21 protein-coding genes and 1 tRNA gene are annotated in these 24,780 nt (G+C 65.9%); 9 read left to right on the top strand and 13 right to left on the bottom strand.

The genetic code is table 11. From position 1 onward, the window contains the following. Positions 1-54: 54 nt before the first annotated feature. Entirely contained in the window at positions 55-231 is a 177-nt protein-coding gene (locus OG300_RS17730) for a hypothetical protein (RefSeq protein WP_405497303.1), read from the bottom strand. Between the two features lie 265 nt (positions 232-496). Here OG300_RS17730 and OG300_RS17725 point away from each other — a divergent pair, with 265 nt between their 5' ends. The 4 genes from OG300_RS17725 (at position 497) to OG300_RS17710 (ending at position 4,402) form a co-directional block, all read left to right on the top strand. Further along, on the top strand, positions 497-2,518 hold the full coding sequence (locus OG300_RS17725; protein WP_405497301.1) for an ArnT family glycosyltransferase: 2,022 nt from the start codon (positions 497-499) through the stop codon (positions 2,516-2,518). A 634-nt stretch (positions 2,519-3,152) separates the two neighbouring features. Next, positions 3,153-3,226 (top strand) — tRNA-Pro (locus tag OG300_RS17720). A 418-nt stretch (positions 3,227-3,644) separates the two neighbouring features. Further along, a complete protein-coding gene (locus OG300_RS17715; RefSeq protein ID WP_405497299.1) occupies positions 3,645-3,917 on the top strand; it encodes a hypothetical protein in 273 nt (90 codons plus the stop codon). After that, complete coding sequence (locus OG300_RS17710) at positions 3,914-4,402, top strand: Fic family protein (protein ID WP_405497297.1); 489 nt, start codon at positions 3,914-3,916, stop codon at positions 4,400-4,402. The genes OG300_RS17715 and OG300_RS17710 overlap by 4 nt, the downstream gene beginning before the upstream one ends. A gap of 115 nt (positions 4,403-4,517) precedes the next feature. On the opposite strand, the gene OG300_RS17705 is transcribed toward OG300_RS17710, so the two are convergent. From OG300_RS17705 to OG300_RS17660, 10 genes are all read right to left on the bottom strand, one after another. Next, positions 4,518-5,354, bottom strand: coding sequence for an esterase/lipase family protein (locus OG300_RS17705; protein ID WP_405497295.1), 837 nt, complete (start codon positions 5,352-5,354; stop codon positions 4,518-4,520). 11 nt (positions 5,355-5,365) lie between these two features. Then, positions 5,366-6,187, bottom strand: coding sequence for an ABC transporter ATP-binding protein (locus OG300_RS17700; protein WP_405497294.1), 822 nt, complete (start codon positions 6,185-6,187; stop codon positions 5,366-5,368). Further along, positions 6,184-7,914: a dipeptide/oligopeptide/nickel ABC transporter permease/ATP-binding protein gene (locus OG300_RS17695; RefSeq protein WP_405497293.1), complete on the bottom strand. Its 1,731-nt coding sequence runs from the start codon at positions 7,912-7,914 to the stop codon at positions 6,184-6,186. Before OG300_RS17695 ends, OG300_RS17700 begins: the two co-directional genes overlap by 4 nt. 50 nt (positions 7,915-7,964) lie before the next feature. Further along, positions 7,965-8,906 carry an ABC transporter permease gene (locus OG300_RS17690; protein WP_405497292.1) on the bottom strand — a complete coding sequence of 314 codons (942 nt, stop codon included), beginning with the start codon at positions 8,904-8,906 and terminating at the stop codon, positions 7,965-7,967. 4 nt (positions 8,907-8,910) lie between these two features. Then, entirely contained in the window at positions 8,911-10,434 is a 1,524-nt protein-coding gene (locus OG300_RS17685) for an ABC transporter substrate-binding protein (RefSeq protein WP_405497290.1), read from the bottom strand. Between the two features lie 181 nt (positions 10,435-10,615). Next, on the bottom strand, positions 10,616-12,070 hold the full coding sequence (locus OG300_RS17680) for a sulfatase-like hydrolase/transferase (protein WP_405497288.1): 1,455 nt from the start codon (positions 12,068-12,070) through the stop codon (positions 10,616-10,618). 120 nt (positions 12,071-12,190) lie between these two features. After that, positions 12,191-12,898, bottom strand: a complete 708-nt coding sequence (locus OG300_RS17675; RefSeq protein WP_405497286.1) for a hypothetical protein — start codon at positions 12,896-12,898, stop codon at positions 12,191-12,193. A gap of 135 nt (positions 12,899-13,033) precedes the next feature. After that, on the bottom strand, positions 13,034-14,512 hold the full coding sequence (locus OG300_RS17670) for a sulfatase-like hydrolase/transferase (RefSeq protein ID WP_405497284.1): 1,479 nt from the start codon (positions 14,510-14,512) through the stop codon (positions 13,034-13,036). 238 nt (positions 14,513-14,750) lie between these two features. Beyond that, complete coding sequence (locus tag OG300_RS17665; protein ID WP_405497282.1) at positions 14,751-15,953, bottom strand: M20 family metallopeptidase; 1,203 nt, start codon at positions 15,951-15,953, stop codon at positions 14,751-14,753. Continuing rightward, positions 15,940-17,280 (bottom strand): MFS transporter, encoded by a 1,341-nt coding sequence (locus OG300_RS17660; RefSeq protein WP_405497280.1) that lies wholly within the window; start codon positions 17,278-17,280, stop codon positions 15,940-15,942. The genes OG300_RS17665 and OG300_RS17660 overlap by 14 nt, the downstream gene beginning before the upstream one ends. Positions 17,281-17,406: 126 nt before the next feature. Here OG300_RS17660 and OG300_RS17655 point away from each other — a divergent pair, with 126 nt between their 5' ends. After that, a complete protein-coding gene (locus OG300_RS17655; protein WP_405497278.1) occupies positions 17,407-18,447 on the top strand; it encodes an Lrp/AsnC family transcriptional regulator in 1,041 nt (346 codons plus the stop codon). Between the two features lie 155 nt (positions 18,448-18,602). Continuing rightward, positions 18,603-20,405, top strand: a complete 1,803-nt coding sequence (locus OG300_RS17650; RefSeq protein WP_405497276.1) for a sulfatase — start codon at positions 18,603-18,605, stop codon at positions 20,403-20,405. Here OG300_RS17650 and OG300_RS17645 read toward each other — a convergent pair. Further along, the gene (locus OG300_RS17645; protein ID WP_405497274.1) at positions 20,377-20,694 is read right to left on the bottom strand and encodes a DUF202 domain-containing protein; all 318 of its coding nucleotides are present in this window, start codon (positions 20,692-20,694) and stop codon (positions 20,377-20,379) included. The two genes, OG300_RS17650 and OG300_RS17645, sit on opposite strands and share 29 nt — an antisense overlap. An 82-nt stretch (positions 20,695-20,776) precedes the next feature. Continuing rightward, positions 20,777-21,139, bottom strand: a complete 363-nt coding sequence (locus tag OG300_RS17640; protein ID WP_405497272.1) for a YidH family protein — start codon at positions 21,137-21,139, stop codon at positions 20,777-20,779. A 106-nt stretch (positions 21,140-21,245) separates the two neighbouring features. Here OG300_RS17640 and OG300_RS17635 point away from each other — a divergent pair, with 106 nt between their 5' ends. The 3 genes from OG300_RS17635 (at position 21,246) to OG300_RS17625 (ending at position 24,524) form a co-directional block, all read left to right on the top strand. Then, on the top strand, positions 21,246-22,223 hold the full coding sequence (locus tag OG300_RS17635; protein ID WP_405497270.1) for a formylglycine-generating enzyme family protein: 978 nt from the start codon (positions 21,246-21,248) through the stop codon (positions 22,221-22,223). Between the two features lie 63 nt (positions 22,224-22,286). Further along, positions 22,287-22,853: a PadR family transcriptional regulator gene (locus OG300_RS17630; RefSeq protein WP_405497268.1), complete on the top strand. Its 567-nt coding sequence runs from the start codon at positions 22,287-22,289 to the stop codon at positions 22,851-22,853. Between the two features lie 105 nt (positions 22,854-22,958). Continuing rightward, complete coding sequence (locus tag OG300_RS17625; RefSeq protein WP_405497266.1) at positions 22,959-24,524, top strand: sulfatase; 1,566 nt, start codon at positions 22,959-22,961, stop codon at positions 24,522-24,524. The last annotated feature ends 256 nt before the right edge of the window (positions 24,525-24,780 follow it).

Genomic DNA, 24,780 nt, shown 5'->3' with positions numbered 1-24,780 from the left:
TTGCCGATCGTGTTGACGACGCCCAGGGCGAGGAACAGGGTTTGCGGTTGAAGCTCACATCCCGCGTGTCTGCTCGATGAAGGCGTTCATGACCACGCAGAGACCGATGACAACGACCACCACGGCGACCACCGCACCGAGCAGCACCCACATCGCGTCGCCGAGCAGTCGCCGGACGGTCTCCCCGTTCGGGCGGGCTGCGCGTAGGCGGTCGAACAAACGAATTCTCATGAATCGTGCGCCTTCCGACTCTGCCGCACGGGATTCATTCCTGCCCATGACAATTCACTTCCACCCCTTGCGAGCGACTGACACTTCGACCATATCCGCTGAGCGCAAGCGGTTTTCGACGGAATTGTGGAGATGTCGTGCGGATTGTCAGGGCTGCTGTCCGAGGCTCATAGCCAGCGCATAGCGAGCGCAAAGGAGAACCCCACAGCGGTCATCGAGGATCGAGGTCGAGGGAGTGATCTCCACCCATCGAGAGGGATTCGACATGACCATCACAGCTGGTAGGCCGATCGAGCAGAGCGATACGCCACCCGAGGTGCCGCATCGCCCGCGCTGGAACGGCTGGGTGTTCGGGCCCGCGGATCAGCCGCGCTGGGCCCGCCCCGGCCTGTCGCTGCTACTGGCGACGACGGCGGTGCTGTACCTGTGGGGCCTGGGCGCGTCGGGCTGGGCCAACGACTTCTACGCCGCCGCCGTGCAGGCGGGCACACAGAGCTGGAAGGCGTTGCTGTTCGGCTCCCTCGACTCCGGCAATGCCATCACCGTCGACAAACCGCCCGCCTCGCTGTGGGTGATGGGGTTGTCGGGCCGCCTGTTCGGGTTCAGCTCGTGGTCGATGCTCGTACCGCAGGCGCTGATGGGTGTCGCCTCGGTGGGTCTGGTGTACGCGGCCGTGCGTCGTTGGGTCGGCCCCGCGGCCGGTCTGCTCGCGGGCGTGGCCCTGGCCGCGACACCCGTTGCGGCCCTGATGTTCCGGTTCAACAACCCCGACGCCCTGCTGGTCCTGCTGCTGGTCGCCGCCGCCTACTGCACGGTCCGCGCGACCGAGAACGGCAGCGGTCGCTGGCTCGCATTGGCCGGTGTCGCAGTCGGTTTCGGGTTTCTGACGAAGATGATGCAGGCCTTCCTGGTGCTGCCCGGCTTCGCCCTGGTGTTCCTGATCGCGGCTCCGATCGCGCTGCATGCCCGCCTGTTGAAGTTGGTCGGTGCCCTGGCAGCGGTGGTCGTGTCCGGCGGCTGGTTCGTCGCCCTGGTGAGCCTGTGGCCCGCGGATTCTCGGCCGTACATCGGCGGTTCGACCGACAACAGCCTGCTGGAGCTCGCGCTCGGCTACAACGGCCTGGGCCGAGTCCTCGGCGGTGACGGCAATCCGGGCGGCAACGGTGGCGGTGGCCCCGGCGGCAATGGCGGTTTCGGCGGCGCCACCGGCATCACCCGCCTGTTCAGTGCTTCGATCGGCACCGAGATCTCCTGGCTGCTGCCGACGGCGCTGATCGGCTTGATCGCAATGCTGTGGACCACCCGTCGCGCGCCCCGCACCGACCTCACCCGGGCGTCCATCATCCTGTGGGGCGGCTGGCTACTGGTCACCGGCATCGTCCTGAGCTACATGCAGGGCATCATGCACCCGTACTACACGGTGGCCCTGGCCCCCGCGATCGCCGCCCTGATCGGCATCGCCGCCACCCGGCTGTGGTCGCTGCGTGAAACCCGCACGGCCCGAACCGCTCTCGCGCTCATGTCGATCACCACAGGCGTGTGGACCTTCATCCTGCTGAACCGCGACTCCTCCTGGTATCCGGCCCTGCGCTGGATCGTGCTGATCGGCTCGATCCTGATCGCCGCGGCGATTCTGGTCCGTGCTCACCGGCTGGGCCGCTTCACAACCGCTGTCGCACTCACCGCGGTCCTGACCGGTCTGGCAGGCCCCGCCGCGTACACCCTCGCCACTGCGGCCACACCTCACAACGGTTCGATCCCCACCTCCGGTCCGGCGTCAGCCGCCAGCCACAGCGGATTCGGCGGCCACGGCCCCGGCGGCGGCTCTTTCCCGAACGACGGCCGATCCGGCCCTCAGGGCGAAACCCCGCCCGGTGCAGGCGAATCCAATGCCATGCCGGAGGGCGGCGGCCCGAGCGGTCCCGGTGGCGCGAGCGCCGACAACCCCCAACTCGACACTCTCCTGACCGCCACCGACAACCGCTGGGCGGCAGCGACCGTCGGCTCCCAATCCGCCTCCACCCTCGAACTCTCCACCGGCACATCCATCATGGCCATCGGTGGCTTCAGCGGCGGCGACAATTCCCCCACCCTCGCCCAATTCCAGCAGTACGTCGCCAACGGCCAGATCCACTACTTCATCCCCGGCGGCGGTATGGGCGGATCCGGCGGCGGCTCGGGCGAATCCGGCACCGGGTCAGCCATCACAACCTGGGTCGAAGCCCACTACACATCGGTCACCACCAACGGCACCACCATCTACGACCTGACCCAACCCAAGTCCTGACCCCGCAAACAACAGTGGGCCGCTCCCGAAGGGGAGCGGCCCACTGTCCGTATTCAGTTCCCGAACGACCCGGTCGGCAACGGCAACTGCTGCTGCGGCGCAGGCTGCTGCGGCCCCTGATCCTGATTCCAATTCCCCTGATCCCCGCCATGATCACCCGGCCGATGATCCCCATTCCCCTGATCCCCCGGCCGCCCATGCCCATCCCCACCCTGCCCATGATCCCAATCCGGATCCGCCACCTGACCGGCCACCGCCACCCCATCCCCGCCGCTCACAGCCGCAGACGCGGTAACCCCTACAGCTGCCAAAGGCACAGCCACCAGCGCCCCCGCCACCGCAACGCCCAAAACCCGCCGCCGAACCCCAGTCCCAATCCTCATAACCACACCCTTCAAAAGTCTCGACCGACCCTCTGCCCGCCGACCCCCCGATCCAATCCCCACCCCCTATGCCCCCACTGGGCCCAACCTATGAACCACCTAGGAACCCCCGAAACCCCAACTCCTCAACCCACTTCCACCCCACGCCCCATGACCCCTTCGACTGGCCCCACACGCCGACAACCAGCCGATTTGGATGTAGAGGGGGGTCCTGGGGTAATCTCGTCGAGCACGAGCGAGAGCGAATGCCACGGGCTGTGGCGCAGCTTGGTAGCGCACTTGACTGGGGGTCAAGTGGTCGCAGGTTCAAATCCTGTCAGCCCGACAGTGTGCAGGTCAGAGCCGGTTTTCGAACCGGCTCTGACTGCTTTCTGGACCACGAACTTCTGCTGATTCAAGCGATTCCGCCTCGGTCATACGGCTCTGACCAGCGATTTCTCTGCTCGTAAACCACTTGACCCGCTGTCAAGTGGTTCGGCAGCGAAATAGGCTGTGTCACTTCGGCTTTCGTGCGTTGCGTGGTGCCGTGACTTCTCTTCTGTTCGATCAACTCGGCGTTACTGTGAGCGTTTACGCAGGTGGCGGCTGTGTTCGTCGATTGTGGGCTAGCGGACGCTTAGACCAATCGTGGACCAGGATTGGTCCACAACCGGGCGGTGTTGGGTATCTAGTCGTCGGTTATCGGGCAAATAAACGCGCTTTAAAGACGTGATGTTCACCGCTTATCGGCGGCGACTTTGCTCATGGCGATCGAGGCCGATCACCAGGTGATCATGGAACTACCGATCAATGTCGACATGCTGGCAGGTCTGCGTGAGACCGCGCGGTTGGCGGCGACCCATCACTCGACTCAGATCGAGGGAAACCGGCTAACCCAGGCACAGGTCGCGGAAGCACTTGCCGGAGCCCACTTCCTGGGCCGAGAACGCGACGAGGCGCAGGTCCGCAACTACTACCGCGCGCTGGAACACATTGAAAACGGACCCCGACGCCATACCGATCCGGTCAGAACGTGATTCGCGAAGCAGCCACCGGTCGGGTCGTATACATGCCGCCCGAAGCATCCGATGTGCCTACCTTGATGGCGGACCTGTTCGATTGGATCAACACCCGGATGTCCGCGCGTGACCTTCCTGCCCCGCTCGTCGCCGCGCTCACCCACTACCAGTACGCGACGATCCACCCGTATGACGACAGCAACGGCCGCACCGCCCGGCTCCTCACCCCGCTTGTCCTGTACCGAGCGGGATACGGTTTGAATGGTATTTACTCCCTGGACGAGCACTACGCCCGCAACCTGAACGGCTACTACGCGGCGCTGACCGTCGGCCCATCACACAACTACTACATCGGACGAGCCGAAGCGGATCTCACGGGCTTTCTGAACTTCTTCTGCGACAGCTTGACCCTCGCCAACGGCGAACCCTCGAACTCTTTCGTGACAGTGCGGTCCGCCTACGCCCACGATACGAACGCTTGGTCGGCCCCTGAACCTCAGTAGCTTGCGCGGACACTGAGCAGGGCTGCAATCCATGAGCGATCAGGACGAACTGCGGGTTGCTGTCCGCTCTGGTGAGGTTCCGCACCGTGCACGCGCCGCGTGAACTTGCCGGGCCTCAGCGCTCGTCGGTGTTGGGCAGGCAACGCACTTGCGGATGGCGGACCGGGTCCAGGGCGTGCAGGGTCAGGTCGACGGTGCGGGGGTCGGTGGATTCGGTGAGGTGTCCCGCGCGGTCCTGCGGACAGCCGTCCTGCAACAGCACATTGGTGACGTTCGGGGCGTCGATGAAGCCGGAGGTGTAAGGCGTCACGATCTTGTCGGTCTCGGTGGCGATCATGGTGTACCGGACGGTGGGCGCGGTCATGGGGCCGGAGTTCAGTGTGGTCAGGTAGGGCGAGCCGATGAGCATGTCCCGCAACGCGGCTCGGCCCAGGAGATCGAATGCGGGGGTGCCCGCGCCGAGTGGTGTGATGTCGATTCCGCCGACCACCGAGGTGACGCCGTGCTGTGGGCCGCTGACCGACACCACCTGACGGATCGGATGCTGTTGCCGGTCGGTGAATTTCAGGCTGACCGCGCGAGCGATCAACGCGCCCTGCGATTTTCCGACGATATCCATCGTGGTGCGCGGGTTGATTTCGGTGATCCGGTCGACGGCGGCGGTGAAGTAGTCCACGGAGGTCGAAATCGGCTGGTTGGAGTCGTAATCGAGTCCGTAGACACAGCGTCCGTCGTCGAGCAGCGCCTGCCGGGTGGGGCCGAGGCTCTTCTCGACCGAGGCGTTGGTGCCGTGGATCAGTAGCACGGGCGGTTCACCGCGGGTCTGCGCCGGGCAGGCGTCGAGCGAAGTCAGCGGGGTGGCGCCGGGTGGGGTCGGATCGGCTGCCGCGCCCGGGACGCACACCATGCCCGCGACCGCGAGGGTGGCGCTGATTCCGGTGATCGCGCGCATCGGGATTCTCCTCATATCTTCTGCGTCTCCTGTCTGTGGTTTCGCCGCTGCCGCTGCCGATCGGGGTCCGCGACCAACGAGGACAGCAACAGCCGGGCGGTGAACGGGTCCGCGGGTTCGGAGGTCACCTGTGCGCAGGAGCCGAATTCCAGTACCCGGCCCTGTCGCATGACCGCCACCCGGTGGCTGATGTGACGCACCACCGCGATGTCGTGTGAGACGAACAGGTACGCGACGCCGGTGCGTTCTTGAATATCGATGAGCAGGGCCAGGATTCGGTCCCTGGTCGACAGGTCCAGCGCGGATACCGCCTCATCACAGATCACCAATTCGGGATCCAGCGCGAGTGCACGCGCGATCGCGACGCGCTGGCGCTGGCCGCCGGAGAACTCGCGCGCGTACCGGTCCGCCGCATCACGGGGGAGCTCGACCTGATCGAGCAGCGCGGTGACGTGCTCACGAGCCCGCGCGCGCGGTATCCCCGCGGCCCGCAGCGGTTCGCCGAGAATGTCGGCCACGCTCATCGTGGGGTTGAGTGAGCTGTACGGGTCCTGGAACACCACCTGGATGCGGGCCGCCAGTGGTCGTCGTCGCGCCCGCGTCAACCCGCCGATCTCGGTCCCGTCGAATCGGATCGCTCCGCCCGACACCGGTGCCAGGCCCAGGATCGCCCTGCCGACCGTGGTCTTGCCCGAACCGGATTCGCCTACCAGGCCGACGGTTTCGCCGCGTCGGATGTCCAGGTTCACCCCATCGACCGCGGTGAACGCCTCAGCGCGCCAGCCGCGGCCCGGAAACCGCACCAGCAGGTCTTCGATCTCCAGCAGACTCATTGCCGCGCACCGGCCTTCGTGTTCGGCGCATCGATGTATTCGGCGCGCACATGGTCTTCATCGAGCACCGCCGCCAGCAGCTCACGCGAGTACTCGTGCGCGGGATTCTCGAAGAACTCACGCACCGAGGCGGTTTCGACGATCTCACCGGCACGCATCACGGTCACGTCATCGCAGAGGTCGGCGACGACCCCGAGGTCGTGCGTCACCAGCAGGATCGACATGGACAACTCCTCTCGCAGTTCGCGGAGCAGGTCGAGGATCTCGCTCTGCACGGTGACGTCGAGCGCGGTGGTGGGTTCGTCGGCGATCAGGATTCGCGGCTCGGTCGAGATCGCTCCGGCGATCAGCACCCGCTGTGCCATACCGCCCGAAATCTGATGGGGATAGCACCGCATGACGCGTTCCGGATCGCTGATTCCGGTCCGAGTCAGTAGCGCTGCCGCGCGCTCGCGCGCCGCGCGACGACTGAGCCCACCCGCGCGCAGCGGTTCGGTCAACTGGTAGCCGATGGTGAACGCGGGATCCAGATTGGACATGGGTTCCTGCGGCACATAGGCGATGGATTCGCGCACCGATCGTTCGCGCTGAGCCGGTCGCATCGTCCGCATGGGCACACCATCCAGCCAGATTTCCCCGGACAGCAAGCTCGCCTGCCGTGGCAGCAGGTCGAGGATGGCGAACGCGGTTTGGGTTTTGCCCGAACCCGATTCGCCGACCAAACCCATGATTCGGCCCTGCCGCAGGGTCAGCGACGCTCCGCGAACCACCTCGACCGGCTCGGAATCGGCGGCGGGATAACCGATTCGAAGTTCTCGAACGGACAGCACCTCCTCCGGCGTGGGTGGATTCGCGGGCGTGGCCGGTAGGGTCACCCGTGGCCGTCGCACCGCACCGCGATCGGCCGTGGACCGGGTATCGCTGTGCTGCAACGCATCCCGGAGCCCGTTGCCCAGGAGGAACAGTGCCGTCACAGTGATGGATACGGCCAGTCCGGGCCAGAGGAAAAGCAGTCGATTCTGATAGAGGGCATTGAAGCCCTCGCTCAGCATGCCACCCCAGGTGATGATCGAGGCGTTTCCGAGACCGATGAAGTCGAGCCCGGTCTGGACCGTGATCGCCACCGCGGACAACACGGTCAGCATCAGCAACAGCGGCCCGCGCACCACGCCGAGCACATGCCGGGCGATGATGCGCGCATCGCGGAGCCCGGCGACCTTCGCGGCGTCGATATAGAGCTCGGACCGGATCGCGTTCACCTGCGCACGAATCACCCGGAACACCGCGGGCGTCATCATCGTGCCCAGTGCGCTCATGGTGATCCAGGTCGAATTGCCCAGTCCGGCAATGATCGCCATCAACACCAGCAGTGCGGGCAGCGCCAGGATCACACTGGACAACCAGTCCAGTGCCAGGTCGATCCGGCCACCGTAGTACCCGGCGACCAGCCCGGACGGCACGCCGAGCACAATCGCGACGCCGAGTGCTATCGCCGCGCTCAGCATCGTCGATTTCGTCCCGAACACCAAGCGCACGAAGACATCTCGTCCACCATTATCGGTGCCGAGCAGATGTCCGGGGCTGCCGAGCGGTGCGTTGAGATTGCGCAGGTTCGCGTCGAGGGGACTGTGCGGATCGACCCAGCCGATGATGAGGGCGGCGATGAACGCGACCAGCACCACCGTCAGCAGGATCAGACCTGTCGCCGCGAGCGGATTTGTGAGCACCGCACGCAGCCGAGTCGTGCGTAAAGACGTTCTGGGAGGGTTGTTTTCACTCATATCGTGCGTGCCTTCGGAGTCAGCCAGAGCTGGGCCAGATCGGTCAGGAGATTGACGAGTACGACCATCGCCGCGGTCAGGACCACCAGGCCCATGAGCACCGGGCGATCGCCCGCGAGCGTGGAATTCACCGCGAGCGTGCCCAGCCCCGGCATGGCGAACACCTTCTCCACCATGAAGGAGCCGCCGAGCATGGCGACCGCGCCCAGCGACATCGCGGTCAACCATGGGGGAGCGGCATTACGCAGCGCGTGCCGCCACAACAGCGCGCGCCGCGAGATTCCGCGCGAGCGCAGGGTGCGCATGTAGTCGGTGTCCAGCACATCGAGCAGCGCGCCACGACCTTGCAGCAGCGCCCCGGAGATCCCCGAGAGCGAGACGGCCAGGACGGGCAACACCATGCCCGAGAGCCATCGTCCGGGCGAAATGCTCAGGGGCACATAGCCGAGCACCGGAAAGATATGCCAGTGCACCGCGAACGCGGTGAGCAGCAGCAGTGCCAGCAGATAGCCCGGTACGGCGTGTCCAGCGAGAGCGATCAGCTGGACGAGACGGTCGGCGCGGCCGCGGCCGGTGGCCGCCAGCACGGCGAGCCCCAGACTCGCGACGGCGACCACGGTCAGGCTCAATCCCATCAGGCTCATGCTCACCGGGAGATGGGTCGAAAGCTCCCGGCTGACCGGCTGATTGCTCATATACGATCGCCCCAGATCACCTCGGAACACCCCGCCCGCCCAGTCGGCGTACTGGACGAGCAACGAACGGTCGACGCCGAGTGAGTGATTCGTGGCGGCGACCGCCTCCTGCGAGGCCCCCGGGCCGAGAATATTGCGGCCCGGATCGGTGCCACCCAGGCTGGTCAGGAAGAACGCGAGGGTGGTGACCGCCACGAGGAGCAACAGCGCGGACACCGCACGCTTCAACAGCAGTACAGCCATGTGATCAGCTCCCCGCGCGCTGGAACCGGACCAGATCGGGATAGCCGCGTTCCTGACGTTCGATCTTTACTCCGGCGACCGACGCCCACACCGTCTCCGCGCCGAAAATTGGTGCGAACCAAGCGCTTTGCACCAATTGGCGGTTGACTGCCCGGAAGGCGGCATCCTGGGCCGTGCCGGGTTCGGCATGCTGGGCGGCGGAGATCAGTGCGGCGAGTTCGGGCTCGGATACGTGGAAGGGATTCCAGGCCGCCGCGGGCAGCACCGACAGTTGCAGGTCCTCCCAGGGCGATTTCATACCGAGCGACATGAAGAACATCGGGAACCGGCCCGAGGTCATCGAGGTCAAAAGCTGTGTGGGCGGGACCTTTTCCCAGGTGACGGTGATCCCGATCGCACCCAATTGCATATCCAGCGCCGTATTGAGGGCGGGGCTCCCGGTGAAGGACGTCATATCCGGCATGGTGACCGCGAACCCGCCGGGGTAACCGGCGCGTGCCATCAACTCCTTGGCTTTGGTCACGTCATGCGGGTAGGCCGCGTTGAGCTGCTCGTCGTACGCGCCGGAGCCCGGCGCGAAGATCTGGGTCGTCGCGGGCGGATTCCCGGGCGCGAGCGTACGGAACAGGTCCCGATCGACGACCATATTGATCGCCTGCCGAACCTCCGGTTTACCCAGTGCGGGCTGAATGGTGCCCGCGCGGTCGGCCAGGATCAAACCGTTCCACGCGTTCGCGACCTGGACGGTCGACAATCCGGCCGCCTGTAGCTTCGACGCGTCGGTCGCGACGAACGACCCCGCATCCAGCCGCCCGGTGGTGAGGCCGTTGCGGATCGTATTGGGATCGCTGATCGCGACGAGTTCGAGGCGATCGAACGGGTATTGCGAACCGTCGGGGTAGGCGCTGTTGCGACGGAATACCGTGGTGCCCGGCTGGGAGCCGGCGGAGTCATACAGGTAGGGGCCGGAACCGACCGGGACCTGGTCGAATCCGCCCTTGGACAACGCATCCGGGGACACCATGGTGCCGAGTGCCGAGGCGAGGTTGGGCAGTAGGGCGGGGTCCGGAGCCGACAGGTGCAGCACCAACTGATCCGGGCGAACCGCGTCGATTCCGGTAATGGCCTCGCCCGTGGCACTGTTCGGCCCCGGCGTCGAGGTGAACCGCGCGAGGTTGGCTTTCGCGGCATTCGCGTCGAAGGCCGCGCCGTCGCTGAACCGGAGGTCCTTGCGGAGATCGAGGGTCAATGTGGTGTGGGCCGAGTCGTAGCCGAAGGCCGACGCCATTCCGGGGATGACGTTCCGGTTGGCGTCCTGGCGGAGCAGGGTGTCATATACGGCCTGCCAGTAGGGCTTTCCGGGCCCGACATCGAATTTGACCGGATCGAAACTCCCGAGCGGTGAAGCGGTCGCGAGGGTCAGAGTGTCGTCCGAGACACCACCCTGTGTGGATTGGCCGCAACCGGCCAGCGCGGTGATGGCCATCGCTACCGCGGTCGCGACGGTGAAGATTCGGGATTTGCGCAACGGGGGACTCTCCTGGAGGTCGTGGTCTAGGCTTGTTCGGACCAGCAGGCCGATCAATCGGTAGGTTGGCTCGGAGAGTGCGTCTCCGGCCTTTGCTGCCTTCGGATGGATTATGTACATGCGCAGTAGAAGATGTGGGGAGTATCGAACATTTTTACCAACTTCATAGATTCCTCAGAATCTATGAAGGTCGATGTAGGCGTAGGGCTGCGGTGCACAGGTCCAGCAGCACCGCGTCATCGATTTCCATAGCGCCCCGGGCATTTTCGCGAACCATTTCGCGTAGCCGGGCGACGACCGACCGATATTGCGGGTGCTCGGCCAGATTCGTGCGCTCGGCCGCGTCGGCCGCACGGTCGGCGAGGAAGGGCTCCTCCTCTTCCGGAGTGGGTGCGCGACCATCGATGCGGGTTGTCATATCGAAACGGAAGCGGTCCGTGCGCACACAGGACCGCCTCGGCCAGGCGTGCCCGCCCGGATAGCCGCCGTACATCTTGTTCGGGAACGCGGTACTCCACACCGCCCCGAAGCCGATGGTGGCGAAGATGGCCCGCGGTGCGGGATCGGCGAACAGATCACGGCCACCGAAACCCTCCGGAGCGTCGATTCCACAGAGCCCGAACAGGGTTCGGGCCAGATCGATGGACTGGGCGAGATCGTCGCGGTGGCCGGGCGCCAGACCGGGGGCGGCGATGATCAGCGGTACTCGATGCGACTGCGGAGCGAAGGTGTGTTTGCCGAACGCGCCGGTCTCACCCAGATGCGCGCCGTGGTCGGAGGTCAGCACGATAACGGTGTGGTCGGCGACGCCCGCGCGTTCGAGTGCGGCGACGATCCGCGCGATCTGGCTGTCGATCCAGCTCACCAGGTCGTGATACGCCGTGCGGGCTCGCCGAAGCTGCTCGGCCGACAACCCTTGGCCGCCACTGACATCGGCGAACGCCGATTCGAACGGACTCGAAACCTCTTGTGCGGGTGTGCCTCCGGACCGGTCGTGCGGATCGGGCAGCGTGCTGAACTCGTGCGGCACGATCACGGGTGTATGCGGTTGCAGATACGAGGCGCGGACCAGGAATGGTGCATCGGCGTGCTCGGCGATCCAGTCGACGGTGTTGTCGGTAACCCGCTCGGGCGGGTATCGAGTGCCTTCGGGTACCGTGCCCGCCACCACGAATCCGGTGCCCGGTGTGGTGAGGAGGTCCAGCTCCGCCGGATCGTGTCCACCGAACGGGTCACGCATGCCGCCACCGGCGGAATCGGTGTGTTGCCAAGGGGTCAACGCCGCCGGGGCATGGTGTTTTCCGAAACTGGCGGTGCGATAACCGTGCCCGGCGAACACCTCGGGGAAGGTCATCAGTCCCGCGGGCAGCGGGAATCCATCGGCATAGGCTTCGTTGTGGTAGACGCCGGTTCGCTCCGGTGGTTGCCCGGTGAGAATGGCGGTGCGCGCCGGGACGCAGACGGGGGAGTTGGTGAAGCATTCGCGGAAGACGACCGCGTGCTCGGCCAGCGCGTCGATTGCCGGGGTACGCGGTGAAAACCCCGGCTCCGCAGCAGAGTTCACGTAGGGGCCCAACGCGTCGGCGCGGAGCTCATCGCAGTAGATCCAGACGATATTGGGTGCAGCGGGATTCATCTCGGTCTCGCATTCCGTCGTCGCCATGCCCGGCGTGGGCACTGGGTTCCGGACTGCGGCAATCCGAAGATTCGGTGGAATCCGTGGATTGCCGCGTCGGGAACAGAATTGTCGGGCTCGCTACTTGGCCGGTTGCGGCTTCGGGGCGGGCTGGTTGATGGTGGTGAAGTACTGCACCGCGGCCATGACCGCGATCGGCGCGGTGACCAAAAGGGTGCCCGCGAGCGTGCCGAGAGCGCCCACCGCCATGACCCCGCCCAGACAGCCGATGGCCGCCGCGGGCAGGAAGGCGCCGAACAGGCCGATAATGGCCGCGGCGGCGATCGTCGCGCCCGCAATCCCGCCTAGTAGACAGCCGAGAGCGGCGCCGCCGAGGCTGCCGACAATGGTGCCGATACCCGCACCCATCTGGACCGTGGTGGCCATGCGTGCCCAGGCGGCCTGCTCGCGCTCGTATTCGGTGCGCCAGGGCGCCTGATCCTCGTATGGCAGCGCGACCGGGCGGTAGCTGGCGTGCTCGGCATCGAACTGCGGGGTGAGGGTGGCGGTGCGGTCGGCGATATCGGCCTTGATCGGGAAGACGAAATCGTCTACGCGAAAGGACAATTCGGTGCCCGCCAGGACGGTGCCATCGGCGGCCTTGATCTTCAGCACGCCGTCCTGCACCGCGAGTGAACCGCCGTCGGTGGTGATGACGGTGGACCGCTCGCCGGGCGTGGCGGTGTAGTTGACCCCGCTGAGTCCGGAATCTGGTGTGGCACTGGAGGTTCCGGAGGCAACGCCGATCGCCGCGGCCAATAGGATGGCCGTGGAGGTGATCCTTCTCATCTATTCGGTCTTTCGTTTTCAGTAGCGCTGCTCCGGCGTTACTGTGAAAACCAGGCGTCTGGCAGGACGTCGCTGGTTATGAAATGTGTTCGTCCGTATGGCGGATGGGTTCCGCCGTGCATCACAGGTGTGTCGTCACGTCCTCCTCGTATTCGTTCGATCCGGGCGTGGCGGCCGCATGCCTCCCGGAATCGGCAGATCCACCTGCGGGAAGCGGGGGTCCACCGCGTACGGGATGACATCGGAGGTCTCGACCATCCAGCGCAGCATCGCTTCGTGCATGCGCTGCCGGATGTCGGCGTACTCCGGTTGCCCGGCCAGGTTGATCAGTTCGGATGCGTCCGTGCGGCGGTCGTACAGCTCCGGCTGCTCATAGAGCCGCCACACATACGTCCAGTCCCGGTCCCGCACCGCTACGGCCCGACCGACCAGCGTCGGATCCGCGTGCTGGAGTTCGCCTTTGCGGTCGTAGGGAAACGCGGGCCGCTCCAGCTGTGATTCCTCCTCGATGGTGAAACCGCCTTCGGTGAAGGCGAATTCGCGATGCGGCAGAGCGGGATCACGCAGCTGTGGCAGCAGGCTGCGGCCGAAATGCCGGTGCGGGGCGGCGGTATCCGCGAGTTCCAGCACGGTCGGCAGCACATCGATGAGTTCGACCATGGCGGAACAGGTTCCGCCACCGGGGAGACCGCCGCCGCCGATGATGAGCGGATCGCGGGTGATGCAGTCGTGCATGGCGGACGGCCATTTTTCGATCAGCCCGTAATCACCGAGGTATTCGCCGTGGTCGGCGAAGAACAGCGTGATGGTGTCCTGCGCCGCGCCCGCTCGCTCGACCGCGGCGGTGATCCGGCCGAGTTGGCTGTCCAGGCGTTCGATCATCCCGTAGTAGGTGGCCACGACCTCGCGCCACTGTGCCGAGGTCACCTCGCCGATCTCGTAGGACTCGCGGATGGCCCGCATGAAACGAGGTTCACCGGCCGGATCGCCGGCGGGTATCGGGTCGGCCATGGCGGCGCGGTCGTGCCGGGAGAACCACGGCTCCTCGGCCTGGAATGGGCAGTGCGGCGCGATCAGCGGCAGGAACAGCACCCACGGCTGGTCGGGCGGATTCTCCAGCCATTGTTCGGCGGTGCGGATCAGGGCTTCGTCCGGGTCGATCAGGTCGTCGCCGGATACCTTGCCGCGGTAGAACAGTCGCGACCAGACGCCTTCTGGATAGTCGCCGCCGTGGCCCATATTCGGCAGGACGGAGAAGCCGTACTCGTGCACGCTCAGCTCCGTCACACCCGGTGCGAAGGTATCTCCGCGCATACCCGGCCAGGCGATGTGGTAGCCCGAATCCTTCAGAATCCGAAGCAGATTCGGTTCATCGGGCTGGATCAGGTGGGTGAGCGTCCGGTGTCCGGCCGTATGCGGATACCAGCCCGTCAACAGCGATGCCCGGCTCGGTGAGCAGACCGGATGCTGCACAAAGGCATTGGTGAAGCGGGTACCCGTGGCGGCGAGCGCGTCGATGTGCGGGGTATTGATCACGTCGTTGCCGAACGCTCCCACGGCGTCGGCCCGGAGCTGATCGGGAATGAAGAACACGAAGTTCGGGCGTCGCGTCACGGGAGTCCTTCGATTACGGCTGGGCGAGGGTGCTGCCGGTTCACGACCGCGAAGGCGGGAACCGTGGGTCTCTATGTGCATGAGAACTTAGGAGAACAATCGCGGGGAAGTGGTGGAGTGTCAAGAGTCAAGTCTCGCGAACCGGAAAGTTGGGTTAATCGCGCGGAAACTGCCTCGTAACGCACCATCGGACCTGTAGCGTGCTCGATCGGAATCTGTGATCGCTATGTACCTAGGGTCATAGTCGAGGGGCTGGTCGAGCCAAACGGCGGATGGCGAGTTCGGCGTACAGCGCGGCACCGTCGGCGAGCACCGATTCGTCGAATACGGCCAGCGGTGAGTGGTTCATCGGCGCTTTGCCGGCGTCGACGCCGGGCGGGGTCGCCCCGAGAGCGATCATCGCGCCGGGGATTTCGGCGATGACGCGGGAGAAGTCCTCCGAACCCGACCCGGGGCGATCCTGCCAGGCCCAGCGGCGCGGACCGCAGATCTCGGCCACGGTGTCGGCGGCGAATTCGGTCTCCCGATCGTCGTTGACGGTCACCGGATACAGTTCGGCATAATCGATTTCGACGGTCAGACCGTGGGCCGCGGCGACACCGCGCACCGTGCGCAGGAAGCCATCCCGCACGCGTGTGTGTGATTCGGGAGAATACGAGCGCACTGTCGCTTCGAAATACGCCTGCTCGGGAATGATGTTGTCCTGGGTTCCGGCGTGCAGCTTGCCGACGGTGATGACCACCGGATCATGGATATCGATGCGCCTGGTCACCATTGTCTGCAGTGCGAGCACCATTTCGCAGGCCGCGGGAATCGGGTCTCCGGCCTGATGTGGCATCGATCCGTGGCCGCCGACCCCGTGCACGGTCACCCGGACCGTATCCGCCGCGGCCAGGAACGGTCCGCGCCGCGCGGCGAAAACTCCGGCGGGCAGCTGCTGGCTGATCACATGCAATGCGTAGGCGGCGACGGGCCGGGTTCCGGACGCGTCCAGCGCGCCTTCGGCGAGCATCTTCCCGGCTCCGTCATAACCCTCTTCGCCGGGCTGGAACATGAAGACCACATTCCCCGCGAGCTGATCGGCGCGGGCGCTCAACAGCTGTGCCGCACCGGCCAGCATGGCGGTGTGCAGGTCGTGTCCGCACGCGTGCATGCGGTCGGCTTGCGCGGCGAAATCCAGTCCGGTCCTTTCGATTACGGGTAGCGCGTCCATATCGCCGCGCAGCAGGACCGTCGGCCCGGGGCGCGCGCCGCGCAGTACCGCGGTCACCGATGACAGCGACTTCCCCATGCTGATCTCGAGGCCGAGACCGTCCAGGGCGGTCAGCACCTTCTCCTGGGTGCGCGGCAGTTCCAGGCCGAGTTCGGGTTCGCGGTGCAGGGCGCGACGCAGCTGTACGAGATCGCCTTGCAGGGTGGTGGCATCCTCACGAATGGACATGGTGGGGCTCCTTCTGAAAGTTCTCGGTGAACAGTCGAACCTCGGTGACGGTGCGAGTTCCGGCCAGCAGCGCCAGCGACGCCGCGAAGACATAGACGGGCACGACCCAGCGCAGCTGTGCGGCCCCGAGCGCTTCGGCGACCATCGGGAAGGTGCCGCCGAAGACGGCCACCGTCACCGTGGACACCAGACCCGCGCCGACCGCTCGCACATCCGCGGGCAGCAGCAGCGCGCACAGCACACTGCTGACCGCGGAGAAACCGGCCGCGCCGAGCCCGAGCACGATCGCCGCGAGCTCGAACGGGAGCACCCCACGGACCATTGCCAGCGTGACCGGCAGTACGCAGATCACGTTGAACGCGAAGGTGATTCGCATGATCGGCAGCACGCCGAAGCGGTCCGCGAGAGCTCCGATGATCAGCATGGCGACCAGCACGACCATGAGTACGACGGTCATGAACGAGGTCGCCGACGCGGTATCGGCCACACCCGCAGCCGCGGCGAACTTCGGCAGATAGACCAGTGCGAAGTAATAGGTCACGGTGCCGCCGAGAGTGAACAGGAAGATCGTCAGCAGCGCTCGGCGATGCGCACGGAACACCGTGGCGATCGCCGGTGACCGTGCCGCATCGCTCGCGTGGTCGCCCTCGAACTCGCCGCTCTCCGGCGCGTAGGCCCGAATCCACAGGGCCAGCACGCCGAGCAGCCCACCGGCGACGAAACCCCACCGCCAGCCGCCCGCCCGCAGCGCCTGCTCACCGATCGTCGCGCTCGAGATCGCTACGGTGAGGAAGACCAGTATCGAACCGATCATGATGCCGCCGTAGGAGATCGCGCTGAACAGGAATCGATGCCGGCGCGGTGCGGTCTCGGCGACATACGCGGCGATGGTCGGTCCCTCACCGCCGTAGGCCAGGCCCTGCACGATGCGCAGTGCGACCAGTGCCACCGCCGACCAGACGCCGATCGTCGCCGCCGTGGGCAGCAGTGCGATGGCGATGCTCGCCACCGAGATGATCGACATGCACAGCAGCAGGTTGAAACGCCTTCCGCGCGAATCGCTTACGCGGCCGAAGAACACGCTGCCGATCGGGCGGGCCACGAAGCCGACCGCGAAACCCCCGTAGGCGACAATGCTCGCGCCGATCGAATCGGAGCCGAAGAGATCGGCGGTGAAGAACGACGCGAAGACCACATAGACGGTCCAGTCGAATGACTCGACAATGCCGCCGACGGTGGCCGCGGCCAGTTCACGGCGCGGCAATCCGCCGCGCGGCTCGGGGCGAGCGCCCGGCGCGGGCGCTTCGGTGCTGGTTGGTTCGCTCATCTGCCTCGGTTCCTTCCGGCCCGCTGACGGCCGTGGTTCCGGCCGCCGCGAAGGTGCGAGGAGGCTATCGTTCAGTTCCGAATGTGCCGCTCGACGCACATGAAATTGGCAATTTCAGGAGTTCTGATGCAGGAATCATTCACTTTGGATGAGCTGGAGCTGCAATTGGTCAATGCGATCCAGCTCAACCCACGCGCGTCATGGAACCTGATCGGCAGCGTGCTCGGCGTGGATCCGGTCACCGCGGCCCGTCGATGGGAGCGACTCACCGCGCTCGGCCTGGTGTGGACCTCGGTGTATCCGGGCACCCCGTGGGAGTGGGATCTGGTCGGCGCGAATATCTATGTGCGGTGCGCGGCGGGCAAGGCGGGCGCGGTGGCCGAGGCGCTGCGCGCGGACCATCGGGTGGCCACCATCGAACACATCACCGGGGAGGGCGATCTGTCGCTCACCGTCTTCACGCCGAACCTGGCGGAGTTGTCGTCGTATGTGCTCACCTCGCTGGGGTCCATCCGTGGCGTTCGTGATTGCCGGACCCATGTGCTGACGGCGGTCTACACCGAGGGCAGCCGGTGGCGATTGCGGACCTTGGACGCCGCCCAGCGCGATCGCATCCTCGCCTCGCGCCCGGCGACCGAGCCGAAAACCAGCGGGCCGCTCAGCGAGGTCGACCAAAAGCTTTACGCGGCACTGGAACTCGATGCTCGCGCCGGTTTCACCGAACTGGGTGTCGCGGCCGGTGTCAGCACCTCCACCGCGCGTCGGCGGGTGAACGCCATGCTCGCAGGTGGGCGCGTCGTGACCCGCTGCGAGGTCGCGCAACCGGTATCGGGGTGGCCGATCAGCGCATCACTGTGGTGCCGGGTGCGCCCGGCGGATCTCGATCGGGTCGCCACGCAGGTGGCCCGACTGCCCGAAACCCGTTCGTGCTCCTCGGTGACCGGCGGCCGGGCGAATCTGCTGCTGTCGGTGTGGCTGCGGTCAGCGGCGGATATCCACCGCCTCGAGGCTTCGCTCGCCGATCAGGTCGACGATCTGGAAATCCTGGATGTGGCACTGTCCCTGCGGCACGTCAAACGTATGGGCAGACTCCTCGATGAGCACGGCCGTGCCGTCGGGGTCGTGCCGATGGTGGCTCCCGAGACCTGGTCGGCGGATAACTCATAAGTTCTTAAGAACTTAGGTGAACCGGTTTCCGGTGATGGAAAGTCGTGTTAGAAAGGTCTGTCCGCAGCTGAACTGAAGTCGCTGCCCACTCACTTATATGCACAAGAAGATACCTGCGGCCCCGGTGCGCAGTGCTCGATCCGAAGGGATAGTCCATGCGAGCAATCATGGTGATGTTCGACAGCTTGAACCGGCATCTGCTGCCGCCCTACGGCGGTGACTGGACGCACGCGCCGAACTTCGCACGGCTCGCCGAACGCACCGCCACCTTCGACAACTGCTGGGCCGGATCGATGCCGTGTATGCCCGCGCGCCGCGAAATCCACACCGGCAGGCATAATTTCCTGCATCGCAGCTGGGGACCGCTGGAACCGTTCGACGACTCCATGCCGGAGATGTTGAAACAGGCGGGCGTCTACACCCATCTGGCCAGCGATCACCCGCACTACTGGGAGGACGGCGGCGCGACGTATCACGGCCGCTACAACAGCTGGGAGTTCTTCCGCGGCCAGGAGGGTGATCCGTGGAAGGGGCAGGTCGCCGATCCGGAGATTCCGGAGGACCTCAAACGGATGCGGCACACCAGCTACCGGCAGGACTGGGTGAACCGGCAGCATATGGACACCGAGGCCAAGCACCCGCAGACCTTGACCTTCGACGCGGGAATCGAGTTCCTGCACACGAATTTGGGCCAGGACCGCTGGTTCGTACAGATCGAGACCTTCGATCCGCACGAACCGTTCTACAGTCACAAGCAGTACAAAGACCTGTATCCGCACGACTACGACGGCCCGCATTTCGACTGGCCGGACTACAAGCGGGTGACCGAAACGCCGGATCAGGTGCAGCACGGGCGTTTCGAATACGCGGCGCTGCTGTCGATGTGCGATCACTCGCTGGGTCGCGTCCTGGACTTCATGGACGAGCACGATATGTGGCAGGACACGATGCTGATCGTGAACACCGACCACGGGTTGCTGTTGGGTGAGAAGAGCTGGTGGGGCAAATCGGTGATGCCCTGGTACAACGAACTGGTTCACCTGCCGCTGTTCGTCTGGGACCCACGGGCCGCCGACGCCGCGGGTCAGCGTCGCGAATCGCTGGTTCAGACAATCGATTTGGCGCCGACGCTGCTGGAGTTCTTCGGGGTCGAGCGCACCGGGGATATGCGCGGTGTGCCGCTGCCGGTCGCCGCGGATACCTCCGCCCGGGAAGCAGGTCTGTTCGGGATCCATGGTGGGCACGTCAATATCACCGACGGTCGCTATGTCTATATGCGCGCACCGGTGTCGGCGGAGAATCAGCCGCTCGAGGAGTTCACCCTCATGCCGACCCATATGCGTACCCGCTTCGGCGTCGACGAACTCGCCGACCTGACGCTGGCGGAGCCGTTCACCTTCACCAAAGGTGTTCGGACACTACGTATCTCCGGCCGCACCCTGCTGAACTCCTATCAGTTCGGCAGCCTGCTGTTCGATCTGTCGGTCGATCCCGAACAGCTGGACCCGATCCAGGACGATGCGGTCGAGTTGCGCATGGCCGGGCTGATGGTCGACCTCATGCGCGAGAACGACGCGCCCGCAAGCCAATTCGAGCGCCTCGGACTGCCGGTGGACGGGCCGGTCACCGAAGCGCATCTGCTGGTGGGTACGCAGCGCGCGATGTCGATGGAAAATGTCGAGCCGCTGCCCAAACCCGAGGACTTCGCGGGCGGCGGTGTGGCGCTGCTGACCCCGGTGCGCGCATTGCTCGCCGATCCGGTGATCGGTGCGGTATTGCACCGGCATCTGCCGATTCTGGGCGATACCGAGGTCTTGCAGATGATCGGTCAGGCCGGTCTGCTGGATATCGCGGCGGTCGCACGCGGGGCCGTCCCGGTGGCCAAGCTGCATGCGATCGCGGACGAATTGGCCGCTCTCACCACCGAAGTCAAGACCACGACATCGTCACGGCAATGATCATCGCGACCGTGGCCACCGCCGAAGTGGTGGCCACGATCGTCATCGCGGCGGTTCCGGTCCGCCCGGCCCGCAATTGCCGATTGCGCCGATAACCGATGACCGACACCACGAGAAGGGCGACCGTCGCGGTCGATACGGCCGCGACGTTGCCCGGTGAGCGGGCGCTGACGGCTTGGTGGGCGAGCAGGAGCGCCGCGGTGCACAGCGAAGCGATGGTGCGCCGCCATGCCAGGGTGGTGCGCTCGGTGGCGAGTCCGCTGTCACGCGCCGCCACGGGCGATCCCATGGTCATCGAATCCCAGCCGTCAGCGGATCGCTCGTGGCATCGATTCGCGCCGGGCGTCGAACCCGGCTCGGTCCAAGGGAATTCACCACAGCACGACAGCGGCCGCCGACAGTGCGGCGATGACGGCGGTTCCGGCCGCGAGTACGGGTACCGAGCCGGGGCCGGGCAGTTCCCGTCCGGCGCGCATCGCTCGCTCGACCATGCGCCAGCGCCGGTACGCGCCGAGCGAAAGCGTCAAGGCGAGTGCGACGCACACCAGTACCGCGAGCCGCAGCATGGGCCCGCCGCCGATCGGCTCGATGAGCGAGTGCACGGCGACCGCGCCCGCGAGCAATCCGAGCGAGGTTCGGATCCAGGCCAGGAAGGTGCGTTCGTTGGCGAGGGTGAACCGATAGTCGACCGGTTCCGACGCGGGTCGGCTCGCGTTGGGATCGTGGGAAGCCACCAGGTTACTTTCGGATCGAGGTCCGGTGACCGCAGCGGAGCGACTCCAGCTGCTCACCTATGTACATTCGAATATATCAGTACAACCGAAGGGAATGGCGGGAACAGTGGACCCAGACAAATCGCCGAGCTGCTGTGCGCCCGCGCGCGCCGCAGCCGATAACCCGGCAACCGGTGTGCGCCTGCCGCTCACCGCGCCGAGCGTCCGCACCGCCGCGGTGAGCACGGAGGGCATGGTCGCACTGCCCGGCGGTGAATTCCTCATGGGCAACGCGCACGGCGACGGCTATCCCTCCGATGGTGAGGGGCCGGTGCGGCCCGTCCGGCTGGACCCATTTCACCTCGATGCCCGCGCGGTCGACAATCAGCGGTTCGCGGCCTTCGTCGCGGCCACCGGATACCGCACCGAGGCCGAGCGTCTGGGCTGGTCATACGTTTTCGCGGGCTTCCTGCCCGCCGAGGTCCGCCGCCGCTCGCAGCGGCCCGAACGCACCCCGTGGTGGTGCGCGGTCGAGGGCGCGGTCTGGGATCACCCGGAGGGGCCGGGCAGCGGGCTGGACGAGCGTGCCGATCATCCGGTGGTGCACGTGTCCTGGAACGATGCCGACGCCTACTGCGCGTGGGCGGGCAAAAGGCTTCCGACGGAAGCGGAGTGGGAGTACGCGGCGCGCGGCGGCCTGGCCGGGGCGCGCTATCCGTGGGGCGATGAGCTCGACCCGGGTGGGGAGTATCGGTGCAATATCTGGCGTGGCAGTTTTCCCACCAAGAACACCGCCGCCGACGGCTATCGGGGCACCGCACCCGTGGATGCGTTCGCGCCCAATGGATTCGGCCTCTACAACATGACCGGCAATGTGTGGGAATGGTGTGCGGACTGGTGGAGGACCGGTCACGCCGCGGACCCGGCGATCAACCCCGCGGGCCCGCCCGCAGGGGAGGCCAAGTTGATCCGCGGTGGTTCGCACATGTGCCACGACTCGTACTGTTTCCGCTACCGGGTATCGGCCCGTTCGGCCAATACCCCCGACAGTTCGAGTGCGCACACCGGTTTCCGGTGTGCGGTTTCGGCTGCCGAACCGTCTTGACCCTTGACACGCAGAACCGCCGGTGCGATTCTCGTATTACGTTCCTAGGAACATAGGAGACCAATGCAGCTCGATTACGTGATCCTCGGCGCGCTCGCGCTGGGCCGCTACTCCGGCTACGATCTGCGCCGCTGGATGGAGGGTTCGGGTCGCTATATCGGCTACGGCGTCCAACTGCCGCAGATCTACCGCCGTCTCGGCGTGCTCGTGGACCGCGGACTGGTCGAGTTCGAGGTCGATCCGCGCGAGGGCCGTCCCGACGCGAAGGTCTACTCACTGACCGAAGCCGGGCGCGCCGTGCTGCTGGAGTGGGCGCGCTCGCCCTTCGAGCCGTCACCCCGGCCGATGGATCCGGATTTCAAGCTGCGTTTCTACTTCGCCGGGCAATTGGATCGCGATATCGCGATCGATATCGTTCGAACCGAACTCGAATACCGCCTGAAGCACGACAATCTCACCGCCGAGGCGCCGAGTCCGCCCAAGTACGAACCGCAGATTCCGGATCTCGATACGGAGTGGGCGCGTCAAATTCACATCATGGGCCATGAGCACGGCTACGCCTCCACCGCCGCCTACATCGCCTGGCTACAGCTCACCCTCGCGCGCCTGGAAAGGGGCAGCGCGCACTGAACCGCGGCGCTTGACCGCAGCGGCTCGAAGCGCGCACCACACTTTGAACCGCCCCTGACCCGCGGGCGCTCCACATCAATCACACTGCACCCCGGGAGTTTTGCCATGCGCATTATCTATGTCGATGTCGACACCCTGCGCGCCGATCACACCACCCCGTACGGCTACCACCGGCCGACCACGCCGAATCTGCAACGCCTGGCGGACAAGTCGGTGGTCTTCGACCGCTACTACTGCTCCGACTCGCCATGTATGCCCTCGCGTACGGCGCTGACCAGCGGGCAGTTCGGTATCACCAATGGTGTCATCGGCCATTTCGGTCAGGCGGCCCAGTTTCGCCTGGACGCGGGGCACGCCCCCGAACCCGATCGCCCCATGCTGGGGCAGGCACTCCAGTTCGGCGGCTACTACACCGCGCAGGTCTCGGTCTTCGCCGAACGTCACCGCGCCTACTACTTTCACGCCAATTTCCGGGAATCCATTCGCGCGACGAGCAATTGGGGCGATGAGGACGCCGCCGACGTCAATGGCGCGGCGATCGACTGGATTCGCCGCCATGCCGACGAAGACAACTGGTATCTGCACCTGACCTACTGGGAGCCGCACACCAATTACACCCAGCCGGTCGAGTGGACCGAGAAGATGGCCGACTCCGGGCCGGTGCAAGCCTGGCCCGACGCGGAAACCATTGCGGCGCATGCGGAAATCTACGGGCCGCGCAGTGCCCTGGACCTGAACTACTCCCTGGGCGGGGACGGCGGTTCTCCGGTCCCGCACAATATGCCCGACGCGATCACCTCACGCGCGGATTTCGAGCACCTGATCAACGGGTTCGACGGCTCGATCGCGTACTGGGACAACCATTTCGGTCAACTCATGGCGGTATTGCAGGAGATCGGCATCGCCGAGAACACGGCGGTCATCGTCAGCGCCGATCACGGAGAATCCTTCGGCGAGAACGGTTCCTACGCCGAACACGGCCTGGCCAACGAACCGACCCATCGACTACCGCTGGTCGTCTACTGGCCCGGCCTCACCGACGACCTGAGCGAAGAACAGCGTCGCAATGACGCCCTGCTCTACAACATCGACCTCGCACCCACCCTGTGCGATCTGCTCGGCCTGCGCATCCCGGCGGGCTGGCAGGGCGAATCCTTCGCGGAAGCCCTGCGCGGCAACACCATCGACTCCCGCGACTACCTCGTCTTCGGCCACGGCGCACACACCTACCAACGCGCTGTCCGCACCCGAGACCACCTCTACATCCGCACGTATCACCCGGGCTGCTTCCGCGCAGAATGGGAGCAACTATTCGGCGTCACCGCCGACCCCTACCTGACCCGCGACCTGCTCGCCGAAGAACCCGAACTCGCCGACGCGATGCGCGCCCGCCTCGCCCAATGGTGGAACACCTACGCCGGACACCCTGGCGCACTACCGGATCCGATGCAGACGACCCTGCAAACCGGTCCGACGTACTACAACGACCCGGTCCGATACGCCCAGCACCTGCGCGATACCGGCCGCGCCCACCTGGCGAAAGACCTCGAAGAGCGGCTCCATTCCCTCACGATCCCGGTCTCCTGGCACGCCCCCGACCGCCCACGCGTCGAAGCACTGCGCAACCGCTGGATGCAGGTGCTCTCCGAGCCCGCCTCGGCTACCCGATAACGAAGTCCCGCAGCCGATCCCATCTCGCCATCGCAGGACGTACCAATTCATCACCTCGGGATGCGCGGGCCCGTCCTTCGGGCATATGGCCCCGCAATCGCGGGCCGCACGCGCGCTCGGCACTTTGCTTCGTCGTCCCGGCGCGCCTTTGGCCGGGATCCACACCGACTGCACCCCAACGGATGTCGGCCGAGTCCGGCCAGTGCGCCCTGATCCCTCCGACAAAGGAAGTCGCCACCATGTCCCAGTCCACGCC

This window comes from Nocardia sp. NBC_00511, assembly GCF_045161165.1.
Classification (GTDB): Bacteria; Actinomycetota; Actinomycetes; order Mycobacteriales; family Mycobacteriaceae; genus Nocardia.
The sequence above is the reverse complement of the archived record's forward strand: the minus strand, read 5'-3'. Positions and strand labels throughout refer to the sequence as shown.